Here is a 16,101-nt window from a genome sequence, read left to right as displayed (position 1 = left end):
AAGCGGCCGTTACTTTTTCAGCTTATCGATACCGTCCTGCAGCACGTCCTTACCGCCTTCCAGAAGATCCGATCCACCGTCTTTCAGACGATCAATCAGCGCATCCGATTTAAACGGATTAGCGAACGGATCGCGGTCACGGATCAGATTGGAACCAATCCAGGCGCCCAGTAAAAGACCAATAATGAGAATAATAAGATTGCGTTTCATCGTACTTACCTTGTTTTTGTAATCAGTTGTGCCATTTGTTCCAGTATCAGCCAGCAATATCCACCGGCAAACACTGCCCCAGCTCCAGACCGCTGGCATTCGCATAAAACTGCGCCTGATAAGCCAGCACCTCAACGCCCTGTTCCATCACCTCAGCCAGTGCCGCAGCATACGCCGGATCAATGGCCCGCGCCGGGCGCACCCGGGTAATGCCCTCATGCGGTACACAGAATAACAGCAGGGTACGATACCCCTGCTGGCGCAACTCGGCCAGACGGCGCAGGTGCTTCAGGCCGCGAGCGGTCACCGCATCCGGAAAACTGCCCCAGCCATCACTGGCCTGCGGCTGATCAAGCCGGGGTAGGGGCTGAGGGTTATCGAGAAGAGTAACGCTCTTGACCTCAACATACACCTCGGGTTCTTGCAGCTGCTGTGGCTGCAGCAGAAAATCCAGCCGCCCGTCTTCAACTTTAGGTTCCGGCAGAATCTGATAATCCCCCGCCAGCTCAGCAATGCGCCCGGCGGCCAGAGCCTCGGCCACCAGCTGATTCGGGCGGGCGGTATTGATGCAGGCTTTATAACGCCCGGCGATTTCCACCCATTCCCAGCTGTAACGGTATTTGCGTTTGGCCGCCGCGCCGGATGGCAGGGAGTCCCACAACCACACGCGACTGCCGGGTTCGGCGCAGTGTTTCATCGAGCCGGTGTTCGGGCAGTGGGCGGTAATTTCCTCACCGCTGTCGAGCACGATATCGGCCAGAAAACGTTTATAGCGTTTGATTAAACGCCCGCCGACCAGCGGCGCATCGTAACGCATCAGCGTACTCCGCCAACGGCTGTCAGCCAGTTCTGCAGGCGGGCAACCGCTTCCTGTAAACGCTCAAGGCGGGTGGTAAAGGCAAAACGTACATGACTGCCGGCTTCGTGTTCGCCAAAGTCGACGCCCGGCGTAATGGCCACGCCGGTTTCACGCAGTACCTGCGAGCAGAAGCTCAGACTGTCGCTGGTAAAGCGGCTGGCATCGGCATAGATATAAAACGCACCGTCGGGTGCGACCGGCACGCCAAAACCCAGTTGCGGCAGAGCTTCAAGCAGATAGTCACGGCGTTCGGCCAGCTCCGCCCGGCGCTCCTCAAGAATCGCCATCGTCTCTGGCTCAAAGGCCGCCAGCGCAGCGTATTGCGCCGGTGTTGGTGGCGCCAGAAAGAGGTTCTGCGCCAGGGTATCCAGATCCGGCACCCAGGACTCCGGCACCACCGCCCAGCCCAGACGCCAGCCGGTCATACCAAAAAATTTGGAAAAGCTGTTCAGCACCACTGCATCATCCGCCACTGACAGGACCGTCTGCGGCGCACTGGTGTAATTCAGCCCCTGATAGATTTCATCCACCCAGAGTTCGCCCTGCTGTTCCCGTACAGCCGCCGCCAGTGCACTGAGTTCATCCGGCGACAACACGGTGCCGGTCGGGTTGGCCGGTGACGCCACCAGCGCCACTTTGGTATCTGCCGACCAGTGCTGACGAATATCGGCCGCCGTCAGCTGAAACTTCTGCGCCGCACCACAGGGCAGCAGCTGCCCGCGGCCTTCAAACACCCGGGCAAAGTGACGGTTACAGGGATACCCCGGATCGGCCAGCAACATCTTCTGCCCCGGATTCAACCGTGCCGCCGTTAACAGCAGTAAGGCGCCTGAGGCTCCCGGTGCCAGCACAATACGCTTCGGGCTGATGCTGACACCAAAACGGCTGTGGTAATAATCCGCCAGTTTCTGACGCAACCCGGGCAGGCCCAGCGCCGGGGTGTAGCCGGTTTTACCGGCATTCATCGCCTTGATGGCGGCATCAATCATCGGTTGTGGCGTCGGGAAGTCGGGCTCGCCGACCTCCAGATGAATAATGTCCTGCCCCTGCGCCTGCAGCGCCTGAGCTTCGGCCAGAATGGCCATTACCTGAAAGGGTTTGATATCCGCACAACGGCGGGCAGAAGCAGATGAGGCCTGAGCCTGTTCGGTAGACATAACAACTCAACTATCAATAAATACAGACGAAAACCGATAAAGAAGACAACAAAATAACCGGCCTATTGTGCCAGATGGCTGACCGGCAGCAACCAAAGCCAACAAAACCCTGCGGAAATAGTTGGCGCTTGGCAGGTTATCTGATAGTTTCCCCGCCTTATCATTTGGAGCCCGGGGAAGAGAAGTGTTATTTCCCGGGGCGCATGGACCCGATGTCCGGTTAAACCGGTTTACCAGGTGAGGCAGTAACGCAATGCCGCAAGATAAAAAAGAATTTGCCCTGTCCGATTTCACTCCTTACGAAATTGGCAAAGATGAAGAATACATGAGTGATGCTCAGCTGGCGCACTTTGAAACCATCCTGCGCAACTGGAAACAGGAGCTGATGGAAGAAGTGGACCGCACCAAAGAGCACATGCAAACCGAGCTGAACAACTACGCCGATCCTAACGATCGTGCCAGTCAGGAAGAAGAGTTCAACCTGGAACTGCGCACCCGTGACCGTGAGCGTAAGCTGATCAAGAAGATCGAGAAAACCATCGATCTGATCGGCAAAGGCGACTATGGCTACTGCAGCGCCTGTGGCGTGGAAATCGGTATCCGCCGTCTGGAAGCCCGTCCTACCGCCGATCTGTGCATCGACTGCAAGACGCTGGCGGAAATCAAAGAAAGACAGCTGGGCGTCTGATCCGGCTGAACGCGCGGCTGCCAATGGCATCCGCGCTTTCTTTTTCCTCCGATGACTGACCCTTTCATGTCAGACACTGCCGTCATGGCCAATCCCTCTTTATCTGTTCCCTATACCGGCCGCTTCGCGCCCTCTCCCACCGGACCCTTGCACTTCGGCTCACTGCTTGCCGCGCTGGCCAGCTATGTCGATGCCCGTGCTAATAACGGTCGCTGGCTGGTGCGTATCGAAGATCTCGACCCGCCCCGTGAAGACCCCTCTGCCGCCAGCGCCATTCTGCATATTCTCGACGCCTACGGCCTGCACTGGGATGGCGAGGTGCGTTACCAGAGTGAACGTCATGACGCCTACCAACAGGTACTGCAGCAGCTGATCAGTAACGACCTGGCCTTTCCCTGTCAGTGTTCGCGCAAACAGCTTGGCGGTTTGCCGCATCAGGGTAATTGCCACTGTCAGGCAACAACGGATATCGCCTGGCGTTTTCTCTGCCCGGCCGGTGAGCTGTGTTTTGATGATGGTTTACAGGGCCGCTGGTGCAGCGACCTGACACAGGAGATTGGCGATTTTGTTATCAAACGCCGCGATGGCCCCTGGTCCTATCAGCTGGCGGTGGTTACCGACGATATTGATCAGGGCATTACCCATATCGTGCGTGGTATCGACCTGATCGACTCCACCGCACGCCAGATCCTGCTCTACCAGGCACTGCAGCATCCCTTGCCCTGCTACAGCCATATCCCGGTAGCGCTGGAGGCTAATGGGCAGAAGCTGAGCAAACAGAATCTGGCACAGCCGCTGACCACAGAAAATATCAGCCAGACCCTGTGGCTGGCACTGAGCTGGCTCGGCCAGCAGCCCCCGCCGCCACTGCAGTCATGCTCGCCCGGCGAACTGCTGCAGTGGGCAGTTCAGCACTGGCAGCCACTGGCTCTGGCCGGCCAGCGCGAGCGCCCGGCACCACAGGGCTTTCAACGTGAAGCGTCTGCCGGCTGACAACTTTGTGGTACGCTTGCCGCTTTCATTTCGCGACGACGTGGTTATGTACGATTACCGCCTTGGATTGGCGCTGTTGGTGGGGATTTATCTGTTTTCCCCCATAATGATGGACTGGTGGCTCGATGATCGCGGCGCCTGGTATCGCCCCTTTGCTATCTGGCTGTTACTGATCGGCTTTTATATCTGGCTGAATCATAAGCGGGGTGACGATGAGCTTTAGTCTGGGTCAGCTGGGGCTGATCGTTTTAGGCTACCTCGGCGCACTGTTTACCACCGCTTATGCGGTTGAACGCGGCTGGGTTCCGCGCCGCTGGGTGCGTCACCCGCTGGTGTATATTTTCTCGCTTGGCGTGTATGCCAGCGCCTGGGCTTTTTATGGCTCGGTGGGCATGGCCAGCCAGTACGGCTATGGCTTCCTCGCCTATTACCTTGGCATCTCCGGCGCCTTTGTTATGTCGCCGATCCTGCTGCGCCCTATTATGCATATTGCCCGGATTTATCAGCTGGGATCATTGGCCGATCTGCTCGCTTTCCGTTACCGCTCGCGTCTGGCCGGTATGCTGGTGTCAGTATTTACCCTCGCCGTTGTGATTCCGATGCTGACGCTGCAGATCAGCGCCATCGCCGACACCCTGCATTTGCTCAACAGCGAGTGGCCGGCGACCACGCTGGCCTTCGGCTTTTGTGTCACCATGATTATCTTTGCCGTACTGTTCGGTGCGCGTCATGTTTCGCCGCGGGAAAAGCACGAAGGGCTGGTATTTGCCCTGGCCTTTGAATCACTGCTGAAACTGACCGCCATTCTGGTACTGGCCGGCGTGGCGTTGTTTGGTATTTTCGATCAGGTCGGCGGGCTGGAACAGTGGCTGATCGATAATCAGGACCGTCTGTCCAACCAGCAGATTACCCTGCAGGAAGGGCCGTGGCGTACGCTGTTGCTGGTGTTTTTTGCCGCGGCCATCGTTATGCCACATATGTTCCATGTGACCTTTACTGAAAACCTGAACAACGATGCACTGAAGCCCGCCAGCTGGGGCTTTCCGTTGTTTCTGCTGGCCATGAGCATGGCCGTACCGCCGATTCTGTGGGCCGGGGTCTACCTCAATGTGCAAACGCCGGCGGAGTACTTTGCCATTGGCATTGGCCTGAAACTGGAGTCGCCGTTTCTGGTGATACTGACCTTTGTCGGCGGTCTGGCCGCCGCCTCAGGCATCATGATTGTGATAACCCTGGCCACCGCCGCCATGTTCCTCAATCATCTGGTGCTGCCTTTCCACAAGCCCAGTCCGCGCCACGATTTTTATCGCTGGCTGCTGTGGATGCGGCGCTCGCTGATCGCCGGCATTCTGCTGCTGGCCTACGGTTTCTACCGCTCTGTCGGCGCCGATCTGGATCTTAACCGCCTGGGGATTCTTGCCTTTGTTGCCGCTCTGCAGTTTTTACCCGGCGTACTGGGGTTGCTGTACTGGCCCAAATCCAACCGCAAAGGTTTTTTATCAGGCCTGATCGCCGGTATTCTGGTGTGGACTTATGGCATGCTGCTGCCGTTTTCTGAACTGGCACTGGGCTGGCAAGTACCACTGCCGCTGGCCGCCGTGGATGAAAGCAACTGGCATCTGGCCGCACTGTCAGCTTTTGCCATCAACCTGTTGCTGTTTGTCTTGGTGAGTCTCAGCAGCAAGCAGAAGGCTTCGGAAATGTCCGCTGCCGAAGCCTGTTCCATTGATACCGTCTCACGCCCCAGCCGCCGCCCTTTGATTGCCGGTAACTCCAATGATGTGATTATGTCGCTGAGTAAACCGCTGGGACGCTACGTCGCCGAACGCGAGGTCTATCAGGCGCTGAGTGACCTCGATCTGCCCTCCTATGAAGACCGCCCCTACGCCCTGCGCCGTCTGCGCGCCAGACTGGAGGCCAATCTATCCGGCCTGATGGGACCGACGGTAGCGCACGATATCGTCAGCCGTTACCTGCCGTTTCAGGAAAATGCCGAACTCAGTGAAGATATCTACCAGATTGAGCAGCGTCTGGAAGGCTTCCATGACCGCCTCAGCGGTCTGGCCGGCGAGCTGGATAACCTGCGCCGTTATCACCGCCAGACACTGGAGCGCCTGCCGATGGGGGTATGCTCTCTGGCCGATGACGGTGAGATTCTGATGTGGAATCAGGCAATGACTGAGCTGACCCAGATCGATGCCGCTCAGGTCACCGGCTCACATCTCAGCCGTCTGCCACCACCGTGGAATACGCTGCTGCAGGATTTCGTTCTTAACGAACCCATGCACGAACACAAAAAGCGTGTCGATATCGGCGCCCGTCCGCGCTGGTACAGTCTGCATAAATCGGTAATCAAGCCCAGCGGCGGCCAGCCCGGCGGGATTGTCGTGCTGATGGAAGATCAGACTGAAACCCAATTGCTGGAAGACGAGCTGATGCACAGCGAGCGCTTGGCCTCTATTGGCCGTCTGGCGGCCGGTGTGGCACACGAGATCGGCAACCCCATTACCGGTATCGACTGTCTGGCGCAGACCATCCGCTATGAAACCGACAATCCTGAGCTGCTGGAAATGGCCAACCAGATTCAGGAGCAGACCAAGCGGGTTACCCGCATCGTGCAGTCGCTGATGAACTTTGCCCACGCCGGCCATCACTCCACCGAACATGAACCGGTCAATCTGGCACACATTATCGATGAAGCCATGCAGCTGCTGCGCCTGAGTAAACGCAGTCAGGACATCGCCTTTATCAACGAATGTGCCGCTGACGTTATGGTGCTTGGTGATGCCCAGCGTCTGGTGCAGGTATTCGTTAACCTGCTGAGTAATGCGCGGGATGCCAGCGAACCCGGACAAAACATCCGGGTTACTGCCGATACCGACGAGCATCAGGTGATAGTGCGCATTATCGACCAGGGTCACGGCATTCCAGCCGACAAAGTCGACCGCATTTTTGAACCTTTTTTCACCACCAAAGAAGTCGGTAAAGGCACCGGACTGGGACTGTCACTGGTGTATTCGATCATCGAAGAACATTACGGCCACATCGCTATTGAAAGTCCGGTCGCCGACGGCCGCGGCACTTGTGTTAAAGTCAGCCTGCCACGCTATCATCACACTGAAGAATCGGAACCCGTTGCATGAGTCACATCCTGGTTGTTGAAGACGAAGCCATTATCCGTCAGTCCGTGCGCCGCCTGTTGCAGCGCCACGACTACGAAGTTACCGATGTGGATTCCCTTGATGCCGCCAAAAATGAAGACCTGAGCCGCTACAGCCTGATCATCAGCGATCTGCGCCTGCCCGGCGGTATGGGCACCGAACTGGTCGAGCTGGCCGGAGACACTCCGGTCCTGATCATGACCAGCTACGCCAGCCTGCGCTCGGCGGTTGACGCCATGAAGATGGGGGCTGTGGATTACATCGCCAAACCTTTCGACCATGACGAAATGATTCAGGCGGTAAAACGCATCCTGAAAGAATCCAGCCTCAGTCATAAACCAACCAATACCGATCTGCGCAAGGAAGTCAGCAAAGAGTATCCGGTCAGCGGCATCATCGGCAGCTGCGAACCCATGCTGTTGCTGTTCAAAAAAATCAGCAAAGTCGCCCCCACCGACGCCACCGTCCTGATTCAGGGCGAATCCGGCACCGGTAAAGAGCTGGTCGCACGGGCGCTGCACAATCAGAGCCGGCGCCGCGATGCGGAAATGATCTCGGTAAACTGCGCTGCCATTCCGGAAACCCTGATCGAATCGGAATTGTTTGGCCATGAAAAAGGCGCCTTTACCGGCGCCAACGCCATGCGTCAGGGACTGGTCGAAGCCGCTGATGGCGGCACCCTGTTTCTTGATGAGATCGGTGAACTGCCACTCGAGGCTCAGGCACGCCTGCTGCGCGTACTGCAGGAAGGCGAAATCCGCCGCGTAGGCTCAGTACAAAGCAGAAAGGTCGATGTCCGCCTGGTAGCAGCAACCCACCGCAACCTGAAAGATCTGGCCAGTCGCGGCGAGTTCCGTGAAGACCTTTACTACCGTCTGAATGTGGTTGAACTGCATCTGCCGCCACTGCGCGAGCGGGGCGACGATGTGGTTGAAATTGCCAATGCCATGCTCACCCGCGCCTGCGAAAAAATGCAGCAACCGCCAATGCACTTTACCGCCGAAGCTACCCAGGCCATCCGCCAGTACAACTGGCCGGGTAACGTGCGCGAGCTGGAAAACGCAGTAGAGCGTGCCGTTATTCTTGCCGATGACGAAAGTATCGGCGCTGATCTGCTGGGGATCGATCTCTCACCGGACCGCTATGTCAGCCCGGCGATGCGTGAAAACCTGCTGCAGAATGAACAATACGGGCCAGTTGATGGTCAACCCCAGCAGGGCGATCTATCTTTGGACGACTACTTTGTGCACTTCGTGCTGGAAAACGAACACAACATGACCGAGACCGACCTGGCCCGTAAGCTGGGCATCTCACGTAAAAGTCTGTGGGAACGTCGCCAGCGACTGGGAATTCCGCGCAAGAAAAGCAGTAAGTAACAACCAGCCATTCTTCAGGCGATCCCTGACGGGAACGCCACGATACCGGGAAACCCCGCCGCATGCCGGGGAACCCCGCCGCATGCCGGGGAACCCCGCCGCATGCCGGGGAACCCCACGCAAAAGAAAGTAGTCAGTAACAATCACAGCCTCAGACAGGTTACTGAGGCCAGCCAGACCGCCAAAGTGTAACCGTTCGGTTACACCCACTCCTAAATATCAGTCATTTGCCGCCAAGCAGCGTAACACTTTAGTGGAACGCAATTTGAGCCACCACCAAAGAAAAATCATAACCCATTGATAAATAATGATTTTTTACAAACCATCAGAATTGGCACGGCATTAGCTATATAGTTAGCAAAGCAATAAAAAATGCGCCTCATAAAATAAAAATAAGAAAACGAGCGCGACAGGCCAGACAATAAAAATAAAAACGGCCACTGAGTTCAGAACAATAATAACAAGCCCCGACTCACTGAAAGACGATTGCTTTGCCCGCGACACAGCTGGCAAAGCAATCATCTCTCTTATCTGCAAGACCCAGTCAGCAATCCTTGCTTCCCGCAAACCACACCTCAAGCGTCATCCAGACCAAAGAACCTGTTGGCGACCACAACATTCTGTTACCACCAGCGCTGTGCTTTCGCCATCTGCGTGAATCAGGTTCTGCTGCAGGCTTAACAGAATATTTCGCACAACGGCCAACAGGCAGTACTTTGTTCTGACAGAAAAAGCGCCATCCCCGGTCAGACAGACACCGATCCGCCCCTCGTTACACAATGTTACCCACGAAACACTGACTGTTACCTCAGACCCCGTCCGCAGTAACACTTTAGTCGAACACAAGGGTAACAATTCCTCCGAAAAACAACTAAGCCATTGATTTAAAAGGATTTTTAAAAACTGGCACGGCTAGTGCTTTATACATAGCAGAACACTGAGGCGAACAATAAAAATAACAAACGTCCTGAGTGTAAAACCGGCGACTTATAAAAATAACAAAGCGCCGGGCAAAACGGTCTTCGATAACAACAACAATAAAAGACCGGTGTTATGAACACGCTGTTTTGAATGCACAGCTCTTTGCTGTGAAGAATAAGAAAAATAAAGGGCAGGAACCTGTCCATTCAAAACAGTCGGTTCGCCTGGTTGAAAAATAACAATAATAAAAGAGAAGACTCACAAAGCCGCTGATGCGGCTTTTTGTTTATCTGCTCCCCGGAAACACAGACTCAGCGGCCATTGCAGGCGGACGAGGCTATTCAGAGGTTCCTTAAATTCAGGTGAACCGTTACACTCGCCTGCTTATCTGCAAGATCAGGGCCTGTTAACACTAAGTGAACAGGGCCTGCTGAGAACCAGTTTTTCTCAGAACAAGGAGAGAGGAGTGATATTAGCGGGCTAAATGAATGACGAACGACGACGTTAATGGGGAACACTGGCCTCAGCCCGCAGGGTTATGGCTAAAATTCCCTCATACTGCGTTACTGTTCGTTCGCTTAACCCGTTAGGCCACACTCTCAGCGCCTTGCCTGAGGAAATTTTAGCCAATAACAGGCCTGTTTAATTAGTGTTAACAGGCCCTAAGACTTCTGAATCCGTGAAACGGCCAACCAATTTGATCAAATCTGTTATCCGCCTGTTCGGCAAAAAGAAACCACGTACCGATGTGCAGCTGACCATCGTGCCACGTGACGAGCACAGCATCAGTCGCAGCAACATCAGCGAAAATGCCCTCAAAGTACTGTACCGGCTGAACAAAGCCGGACACCAGGCATTGCTGGTTGGCGGTGGCGTTCGTGACACCCTGCTGGGCCTGCATCCAAAAGATTTCGACGTAGCAACCGACGCCACCCCTGAACAGGTTAATCAGCTGTTCCGTAATTCCCGTCTGATCGGCCGTCGTTTCAAGCTGGTGCACGTGGTCTTTGGCCGCGACGTAATTGAAGTAGCCACATTCCGCGCCCCGCCCACTGAGGAACACTCCAGTAAGATTGCCGCCAAGGGCGATCAGGGCATGATTCTGCGTGATAACGTTTACGGCAACAAAGACGAAGACGCCGTACGCCGCGATTTCACCATCAACGCTCTCTATTACGATATTGCCGACTACAGCGTGCATGCTTATGCCGGCGGTTGGGATGACCTGCAAAACCGTCGTCTGCGCCTGATCGGCGACCCGGAAACCCGTTACCGCGAAGATCCAGTGCGGATGCTGCGCGCCATCCGTTTTGCCGCCAAACTGGATTTCAGCATTGAGGCGCATACCGCCGAGCCAATCCCGGTGATGGCCCCATTGCTGGAACAGATTCCGGCCGCACGTTTATTTGAAGAGATTCTCAAACTGTTTCTGCACGGCAAGGCGCTGGATACCCTGCGCCTGCTGCGTGAGTATCAGCTGTTTGGCCCGCTGTTCCCGGCTACTGAGCAATGCCTGCGCGATGACCCGCAGGCACTGACCATGGCAGAGAACACCATGCGTAACACCGATGAGCGCATCCGTGCGGGTAAATCGGTAACACCTTACTTCTTCCTCGCAGCCCTGCTCTGGCCACCACTGGTGCGTATCCAGAAAGAATTCGAGGCCAAAGGCATGCCACCGCATCCGGCACTGCAGAAAGCAGCCGACCGGGTTCTGGCGCAGCAGATTCAGAGCACCGCCATTCCCAAGCGCTTTTCTATCCCGATGCGTGAAATCTGGGAGATGCAGTTACGTCTGGCCCGCACCCAGAGCCGCAAGGCTGAAGATCTGTTAACCCACCCGCGCTTCCGTGCCGCCTACGATTTTGTGCTGCTGCGCGAGCAGTCCGGTGAAAACCTGAATGGTATCGGTGGTTTCTGGACGCGCCTGCAGCAGGAGCATCCGGATCTGGTACAGAGCCGTCCGCCACGCGATTTCGAGCGCACAGGCGATGCTGACGGTCAGGGCGAGTACAAAAAACGCCGCCGCCGTTCACCGCGCAACCGCAATCGCCGTCCTCCCCAGGCGAACTGACGACGGCCGTTCATCCTTATGATTCGCTGCTTTATTGGCCTCGGTGCCAACCTTGACGATCCTGCCGCGCAGATCACTATCGCTCTGCGCGCGCTGGCTGCATTACCGCACAGCCGCCTGCTGCGTTGCTCCTCACTGTACGGCAGCAAACCATTAGGGCCGCAGGATCAGCCGGATTACGTGAATGCTGTTGCCGAACTGGAAACCAGCCTCGAACCGCTGGCCCTGCTGGATGCCCTGCAGGCTCAGGAGCGCGAACAGGGCCGCATCAAACGCCGCCACTGGGGTGAGCGCTGTATCGATCTCGATCTGCTGCTGTATGGCGATCTGACAATGCGCAGCGAACGCCTGAATATTCCCCATCACGAGATGCACAAACGCAGTTTTGTACTGCTGCCGCTGACTGAAATTGCCGCCGATCTGCACCTGCCCGATGGCCGCGCCATTGCTGAGCTGACGCCGGAATTCGGTGGCGATCTGCAACGCATCGGGCCACCGCCACAGGTTTGTTGACTGCTCTGACAGTTGACTTATAAGCGCCAATCCGCACCATACGCCCCAGATTTGTTTCTAAACGAAACGCTGTAACCGGAGAATGACCATGAGTCCCATCAGTATCCGCTCACTGCAGGCAATGAAAGCCGGGCAGGAAAAATTTTCGGTCCTGACCGCCTACGACGCGACCTTTGCCCAACTGGCAGCCGATGCCGGTGTCGAAGTGCTGCTGGTCGGCGACTCCCTCGGCAATGTGATTCAGGGCCAGGACAGCACACTGCCGGTCACGGTTGAACATATGGTTTATCACACTGAGGCTGTTGCCCGTGGTAACCGCCGCGCCAAGCGCCCGGCATTCATTATGACCGACCTGCCGTTTATGAGTTACGGCACGCTGGAACAGGGGCTGGAAAGCGCCCGTAAAGTGATGCAGGCCGGTGCGCATATGGTCAAGCTGGAAGGTGATGACTGGCTGATCCCGCTGGTTGAGTCTCTGGGCCGTCAGGGTGTGCCGGTGTGCGTACACCTCGGCCTGACACCGCAATCGGTCAACAAATTCGGCGGTTACCGCGTACAGGGCCGTGAAGACGATAAAGCCGAAGCTATGCTGGCCCACTGCATCGCGCTGGAAAAAGCCGGTACCGACCTGCTGCTGCTCGAATGTGTCCCCAGCGCCCTTGCTGCGCGTATCAGTGCCGCGGTATCCATTCCGGTGATTGGTATCGGCGCCGGTGCTGATACCGATGCGCAGGTTCTGGTGATGCACGATATGCTGGGCCTGAATTCCGGTTTTACTCCTAAGTTTGTGAAAAATTTCCTCACCGATGGCCGTAACGTGCAGCAGGCCTTTGCCGCCTATGTGGAAGAAGTGAAATCCGGCCAGTTCCCGGCCGCCGAACACGGATTCAGCGCATGATTACCGTTCATACCATCCGCGAGCTGCGTGAACATGTGCGCAATGCCCGCAACAGCGGCCGCCGTATCGGGTTTGTGCCAACCATGGGCAATCTGCACGAAGGCCATATCAGCCTGATCGAGCGCTCGCTGGCGGCAGACTGCTTTACCGTCTCATCCATTTTCGTTAACCCACTGCAGTTCAACGATAAGAGCGATCTGGCACGCTACCCGCGCACCCTGCCTGCCGATCAGGAAAAGCTCGCCGCCGCCGGCTGTGATCTGCTGTTTGCGCCCGATGTCGATGAAATGTACCCCAACGGCCAGGACGCACAGAGCATTGTGCATGTACCGGTCGTATCTGAGGGGCTGTGCGGCGGCAGTCGTCCTGGCCACTTTGACGGCGTATCGACGGTGGTCAGCAAACTGTTCAATCAGGTACTGCCGGATATGGCCTTTTTTGGTGAAAAAGATTTTCAGCAGGTAGCGGTAATCCGCAAAATGGTGAACGACCTGTGCATGCCGCTGGAAATCGTCCCGGTACCGACCAAACGCGCAGCTGATGGCCTCGCCTTAAGCTCCCGTAACGGTTATCTGAGCGCCGAAGAACGGGCGCTGGCCCCGGGCCTGTATCAGACCCTGAGCGAGATCGCTGACGACTTCAAAGCCGGAAAAGACCTTTCCGACAGCCTGAAAAATGCAGAAGAACGCCTGAATCAGCGGGGTTTCCGTACCGATTATCTGGAAATCCGCCGTACTTCAGACCTGGCTCCGGCAACACTGAATGACCACTCTGTAGTCGTTTTGGGCGCCGCTTTCCTTGGCTCAGCACGCTTAATTGATAATCTTCAGGTGACATTGAATCAGGCGAATGATTGAGGCATACTTCGCCGCCTTGTGCCCATATGGGTGATAAGTGAACAATTCCGGCGCTGCAGGACCTGCTCCCACAGTGAAGAATCGTCCGAATAGTAAAGAAAGGGTTTACCATGCAATCCATCATGCTCAAAGCCAAGCTTCATCAGGCTCGGGTTACGCACTCGGTGCTGAACTATGAAGGCTCTTGTGCCATTGACGGCAAATTGCTGGATCTCGCGGGTATGCGTGAGTTTGAACAGATCCAGATCTATAACATCAATAATGGCAAACGCTTCACCACCTATATTATTCGTGGCGAAGATGGTTCAGGTATCATTTCCGTAAATGGTGCTGCAGCGCATATGGCTGATGTGGGCGACCGCATTATTATCTGTGCTTACGCTAACTATGACGAAAAAGAGCTGGCCACGTTCAAGCCTAAGATGGTGTACCTGAACGCTGATAACAGCGTCAGCCATACCAGCTTCGATATTCCGGTCCAGGTAGCCTGAGCCCTGCTCACTGCCAGACCAATAAACGCCGCTTTATGCGGCGTTTTTTTATGGGCCTCTGTCAGCCCTGAGCGCAGGCTTTGCCCGTTGTTGTTGCCTTCCGTATACTCGCCGCATCTGACCTGTCGTTGTTATCCGACCCATTTAAGGAAAGTTCATGGCCGTAACAGGAAGCCTGACCCAGTCCGAAAGCTGGAAGTTGCTGCAGCAACATTATGCCGGACTCAAAGACCAGCATATGCGTGACTGGTTTGCCGCAGACCCATACCGCTTCGAACGTTTTCATCTGCAGGCTGCCGGCCTGAATCTGGATTACTCCAAAAACCGCATTACTGAAGAGACCATGCGTCTGCTGGTGCAGCTGGCCCACGAGCGCGAGTTGCCGCTGCATATCGACAGCATGTTCAGCGGCGAAGCCATTAACCGCAGTGAAAAGCGGCCGGCCCTGCACACCGCTTTACGCAATTTCAGCGACCGCCCGGTGCTGGTTAACGGCCAGGACATCATGCCGGAAATCAAAGATACCGTGCATCGTATGGAGGAGTTCTGCTGGAAGATCCGCCGTAATCAATGGCGCGGCTACACCAACAAAGCTTTTACCGATGTGGTCTCCATCGGCATCGGCGGTTCATTCCTTGGCCCCAAGCTGGCATCCGGCGCATTAAAACCCTACTGGGACAGCCGCCTGACCATTCACTATCTGGCCAATATCGATGGCTCCCATATCACCGAGATTCTGAAGCGCCTCGACCCGGCCACCACGCTGTTTATTATTCAGTCGAAGTCGTTCAGTACCCAGGAAACCCTGAAGAATGCCATGGCCTGTCGCCAGTGGTTCCTGGATAACGGCGGTAACGAAAGTGACCTGGCCAAACACTTTACCGCGGTGTCATCCAATGTTGAGAAAGCCGTTGAGTTTGGTATCGCCGAAGAGAATATTTTCCCGATGTGGGACTGGGTCGGCGGCCGCTATTCGCTCTGGTCGGCCATTGGTTTACCGCTGGCACTGGCAATCGGCATCGACAACTTCCGCGATCTGCTGCGCGGCGCTTTCGAAATGGACGAGCATTTCCGCACCGCACCGCTGGAGCAGAATATGCCGGTCATCATGGCATTGCTCGGCGTCTGGTATGTAAACTTCTTCGGTGTGAACTCCCACGCCATCCTGCCGTACGACCACTATCTGCGTACCCTGCCGGCTCACCTGCAGCAGCTCGATATGGAAAGTAACGGCAAGTCGGTCACCGCCGATGGTTATCAGGTCGACTACCAGACCGGCCCGATCATCTGGGGTGGCGTCGGCACCAACGGCCAGCATGCATTTCACCAGCTGCTGCATCAGGGCACCCACTTCTCGCCCTGTGACTTCATCATGCCGATGTGCAGCCACAATCCGATCGATAACTTCCACGCCATGCTGGTCTCCAACTGTCTGAGCCAGAGTCAGGCGCTGCTGCAGGGTAAATCGGAAGAAGAAGCCATCGAAGAACTGATTGCCGCCGGCATGAGCAAGGCCGAAGCCATCGTACTGGCGCCGCAGAAGGTCATTCCCGGTAACCGTCCGAGTAATACCCTGTACTATCCGAAATCCAAGCCACAGACCATTGGCGCACTGATCGCTCTGTACGAGCATAAGGTCGCAGCGCAGGGCATGCTCTGGGGCGTAAACTCCTTCGACCAGTGGGGCGTGGAACTGGGTAAACAGCTTGGTAATAAAGTACTGGAAGCGCTGGAATCACAGCGTATTCCGCAACATTTTGACGGATCTACCAACGGCCTGGTACGCGCTTACCAGCAAATGCAGGATATGCTCTGATCCTGTCTGATGCCGGAGTATGAGCAACAGCCTCATACTCCGGCATGACTATAACCATTGAGTTTTTGTGACTTCAGTTATTCCTTA

The 16,101-nt window shown here is 55.9% G+C and carries 14 protein-coding genes; 11 read left to right on the top strand and 3 right to left on the bottom strand.

The window, feature by feature from the left end; all coding sequences use genetic code 11:
* Nucleotides 1–9 precede the first annotated feature (9 nt).
* The 3 genes from HUF19_RS03300 to HUF19_RS03290 are packed head-to-tail and all read right to left on the bottom strand — an operon-like array spanning nt 10 to nt 2,226.
* The gene (locus HUF19_RS03300; protein WP_260998479.1) at nt 10–210 is read right to left on the bottom strand and encodes a hypothetical protein; all 201 of its coding nucleotides are present in this window, start codon (nt 208–210) and stop codon (nt 10–12) included.
* A gap of 46 nt (nt 211–256) precedes the next feature.
* Complete coding sequence (sfsA, locus tag HUF19_RS03295) at nt 257–1,027, bottom strand: DNA/RNA nuclease SfsA (protein WP_260998478.1); 771 nt, start codon at nt 1,025–1,027, stop codon at nt 257–259.
* Nucleotides 1,027–2,226: a pyridoxal phosphate-dependent aminotransferase gene (locus HUF19_RS03290; RefSeq protein ID WP_260998477.1), complete on the bottom strand. Its 1,200-nt coding sequence runs from the start codon at nt 2,224–2,226 to the stop codon at nt 1,027–1,029. The genes sfsA and HUF19_RS03290 overlap by 1 nt, the downstream gene beginning before the upstream one ends.
* A gap of 253 nt (nt 2,227–2,479) precedes the next feature.
* Here HUF19_RS03290 and dksA point away from each other — a divergent pair, with 253 nt between their 5' ends.
* The 11 genes from dksA (at nt 2,480) to pgi (ending at nt 16,014) form a co-directional block, all read left to right on the top strand.
* Complete coding sequence (gene dksA / locus HUF19_RS03285) at nt 2,480–2,914, top strand: RNA polymerase-binding protein DksA (RefSeq protein ID WP_260998476.1); 435 nt, start codon at nt 2,480–2,482, stop codon at nt 2,912–2,914.
* 66 nt (nt 2,915–2,980) lie between these two features.
* The gene (gene gluQRS / locus HUF19_RS03280) at nt 2,981–3,907 is read left to right on the top strand and encodes a tRNA glutamyl-Q(34) synthetase GluQRS (protein WP_260998475.1); all 927 of its coding nucleotides are present in this window, start codon (nt 2,981–2,983) and stop codon (nt 3,905–3,907) included.
* Nucleotides 3,888–4,130 carry a hypothetical protein gene (locus HUF19_RS03275; RefSeq protein WP_260999528.1) on the top strand — a complete coding sequence of 81 codons (243 nt, stop codon included), beginning with the start codon at nt 3,888–3,890 and terminating at the stop codon, nt 4,128–4,130. Before gluQRS ends, HUF19_RS03275 begins: the two co-directional genes overlap by 20 nt.
* A complete protein-coding gene (locus HUF19_RS03270) occupies nt 4,120–7,050 on the top strand; it encodes a sensor histidine kinase (RefSeq protein ID WP_270049434.1) in 2,931 nt (976 codons plus the stop codon). The genes HUF19_RS03275 and HUF19_RS03270 overlap by 11 nt, the downstream gene beginning before the upstream one ends.
* The gene (locus HUF19_RS03265) at nt 7,047–8,444 is read left to right on the top strand and encodes a sigma-54-dependent transcriptional regulator (RefSeq protein WP_260998473.1); all 1,398 of its coding nucleotides are present in this window, start codon (nt 7,047–7,049) and stop codon (nt 8,442–8,444) included. The genes HUF19_RS03270 and HUF19_RS03265 overlap by 4 nt, the downstream gene beginning before the upstream one ends.
* A gap of 1,621 nt (nt 8,445–10,065) precedes the next feature.
* The gene (pcnB, locus tag HUF19_RS03260) at nt 10,066–11,439 is read left to right on the top strand and encodes a polynucleotide adenylyltransferase PcnB (protein ID WP_225692344.1); all 1,374 of its coding nucleotides are present in this window, start codon (nt 10,066–10,068) and stop codon (nt 11,437–11,439) included.
* Nucleotides 11,440–11,457: 18 nt separating this feature from the next.
* Nucleotides 11,458–11,952 carry a 2-amino-4-hydroxy-6-hydroxymethyldihydropteridine diphosphokinase gene (gene folK / locus HUF19_RS03255; protein WP_230332638.1) on the top strand — a complete coding sequence of 165 codons (495 nt, stop codon included), beginning with the start codon at nt 11,458–11,460 and terminating at the stop codon, nt 11,950–11,952.
* Nucleotides 11,953–12,040: 88 nt separating this feature from the next.
* Complete coding sequence (panB, locus tag HUF19_RS03250; RefSeq protein WP_230332637.1) at nt 12,041–12,850, top strand: 3-methyl-2-oxobutanoate hydroxymethyltransferase; 810 nt, start codon at nt 12,041–12,043, stop codon at nt 12,848–12,850.
* Nucleotides 12,847–13,707 carry a pantoate--beta-alanine ligase gene (gene panC / locus HUF19_RS03245; protein ID WP_260998472.1) on the top strand — a complete coding sequence of 287 codons (861 nt, stop codon included), beginning with the start codon at nt 12,847–12,849 and terminating at the stop codon, nt 13,705–13,707. The genes panB and panC overlap by 4 nt, the downstream gene beginning before the upstream one ends.
* 110 nt (nt 13,708–13,817) lie before the next feature.
* Entirely contained in the window at nt 13,818–14,198 is a 381-nt protein-coding gene (panD, locus tag HUF19_RS03240; RefSeq protein ID WP_145469848.1) for an aspartate 1-decarboxylase, read from the top strand.
* A 157-nt stretch (nt 14,199–14,355) separates the two neighbouring features.
* Nucleotides 14,356–16,014, top strand: coding sequence for a glucose-6-phosphate isomerase (gene pgi, locus HUF19_RS03235; RefSeq protein WP_260998471.1), 1,659 nt, complete (start codon nt 14,356–14,358; stop codon nt 16,012–16,014).
* Nucleotides 16,015–16,101: the final 87 nt, after the last annotated feature.

Origin of the sequence: Thalassolituus hydrocarboniclasticus, from assembly GCF_025345565.1 — a bacterium.
Classification (GTDB): domain Bacteria; phylum Pseudomonadota; class Gammaproteobacteria; order Pseudomonadales; family Oceanobacteraceae; genus Venatoribacter; species Venatoribacter hydrocarboniclasticus.
This window is presented reverse-complemented; position numbering and strand designations above follow the sequence as displayed.

Coding starts and splice junctions, on each gene's coding strand:
- sfsA (WP_260998478.1), bottom strand. CDS start 1,027: ATGCGTTACGATGCGCCGCTGGTCGGCGGGCGTTTAATCAAACGCTAT.
- dksA (WP_260998476.1), top strand. CDS start 2,480: ATGCCGCAAGATAAAAAAGAATTTGCCCTGTCCGATTTCACTCCTTAC.
- panC (WP_260998472.1), top strand. CDS start 12,847: ATGATTACCGTTCATACCATCCGCGAGCTGCGTGAACATGTGCGCAAT.
- HUF19_RS03300 (WP_260998479.1), bottom strand. CDS start 210: ATGAAACGCAATCTTATTATTCTCATTATTGGTCTTTTACTGGGCGCC.
- panD (WP_145469848.1), top strand. CDS start 13,818: ATGCAATCCATCATGCTCAAAGCCAAGCTTCATCAGGCTCGGGTTACG.
- HUF19_RS03290 (WP_260998477.1), bottom strand. CDS start 2,226: ATGTCTACCGAACAGGCTCAGGCCTCATCTGCTTCTGCCCGCCGTTGT.
- HUF19_RS03270 (WP_270049434.1), top strand. CDS start 4,120: ATGAGCTTTAGTCTGGGTCAGCTGGGGCTGATCGTTTTAGGCTACCTC.
- pgi (WP_260998471.1), top strand. CDS start 14,356: ATGGCCGTAACAGGAAGCCTGACCCAGTCCGAAAGCTGGAAGTTGCTG.
- gluQRS (WP_260998475.1), top strand. CDS start 2,981: ATGTCAGACACTGCCGTCATGGCCAATCCCTCTTTATCTGTTCCCTAT.
- panB (WP_230332637.1), top strand. CDS start 12,041: ATGAGTCCCATCAGTATCCGCTCACTGCAGGCAATGAAAGCCGGGCAG.
- folK (WP_230332638.1), top strand. CDS start 11,458: ATGATTCGCTGCTTTATTGGCCTCGGTGCCAACCTTGACGATCCTGCC.
- HUF19_RS03265 (WP_260998473.1), top strand. CDS start 7,047: ATGAGTCACATCCTGGTTGTTGAAGACGAAGCCATTATCCGTCAGTCC.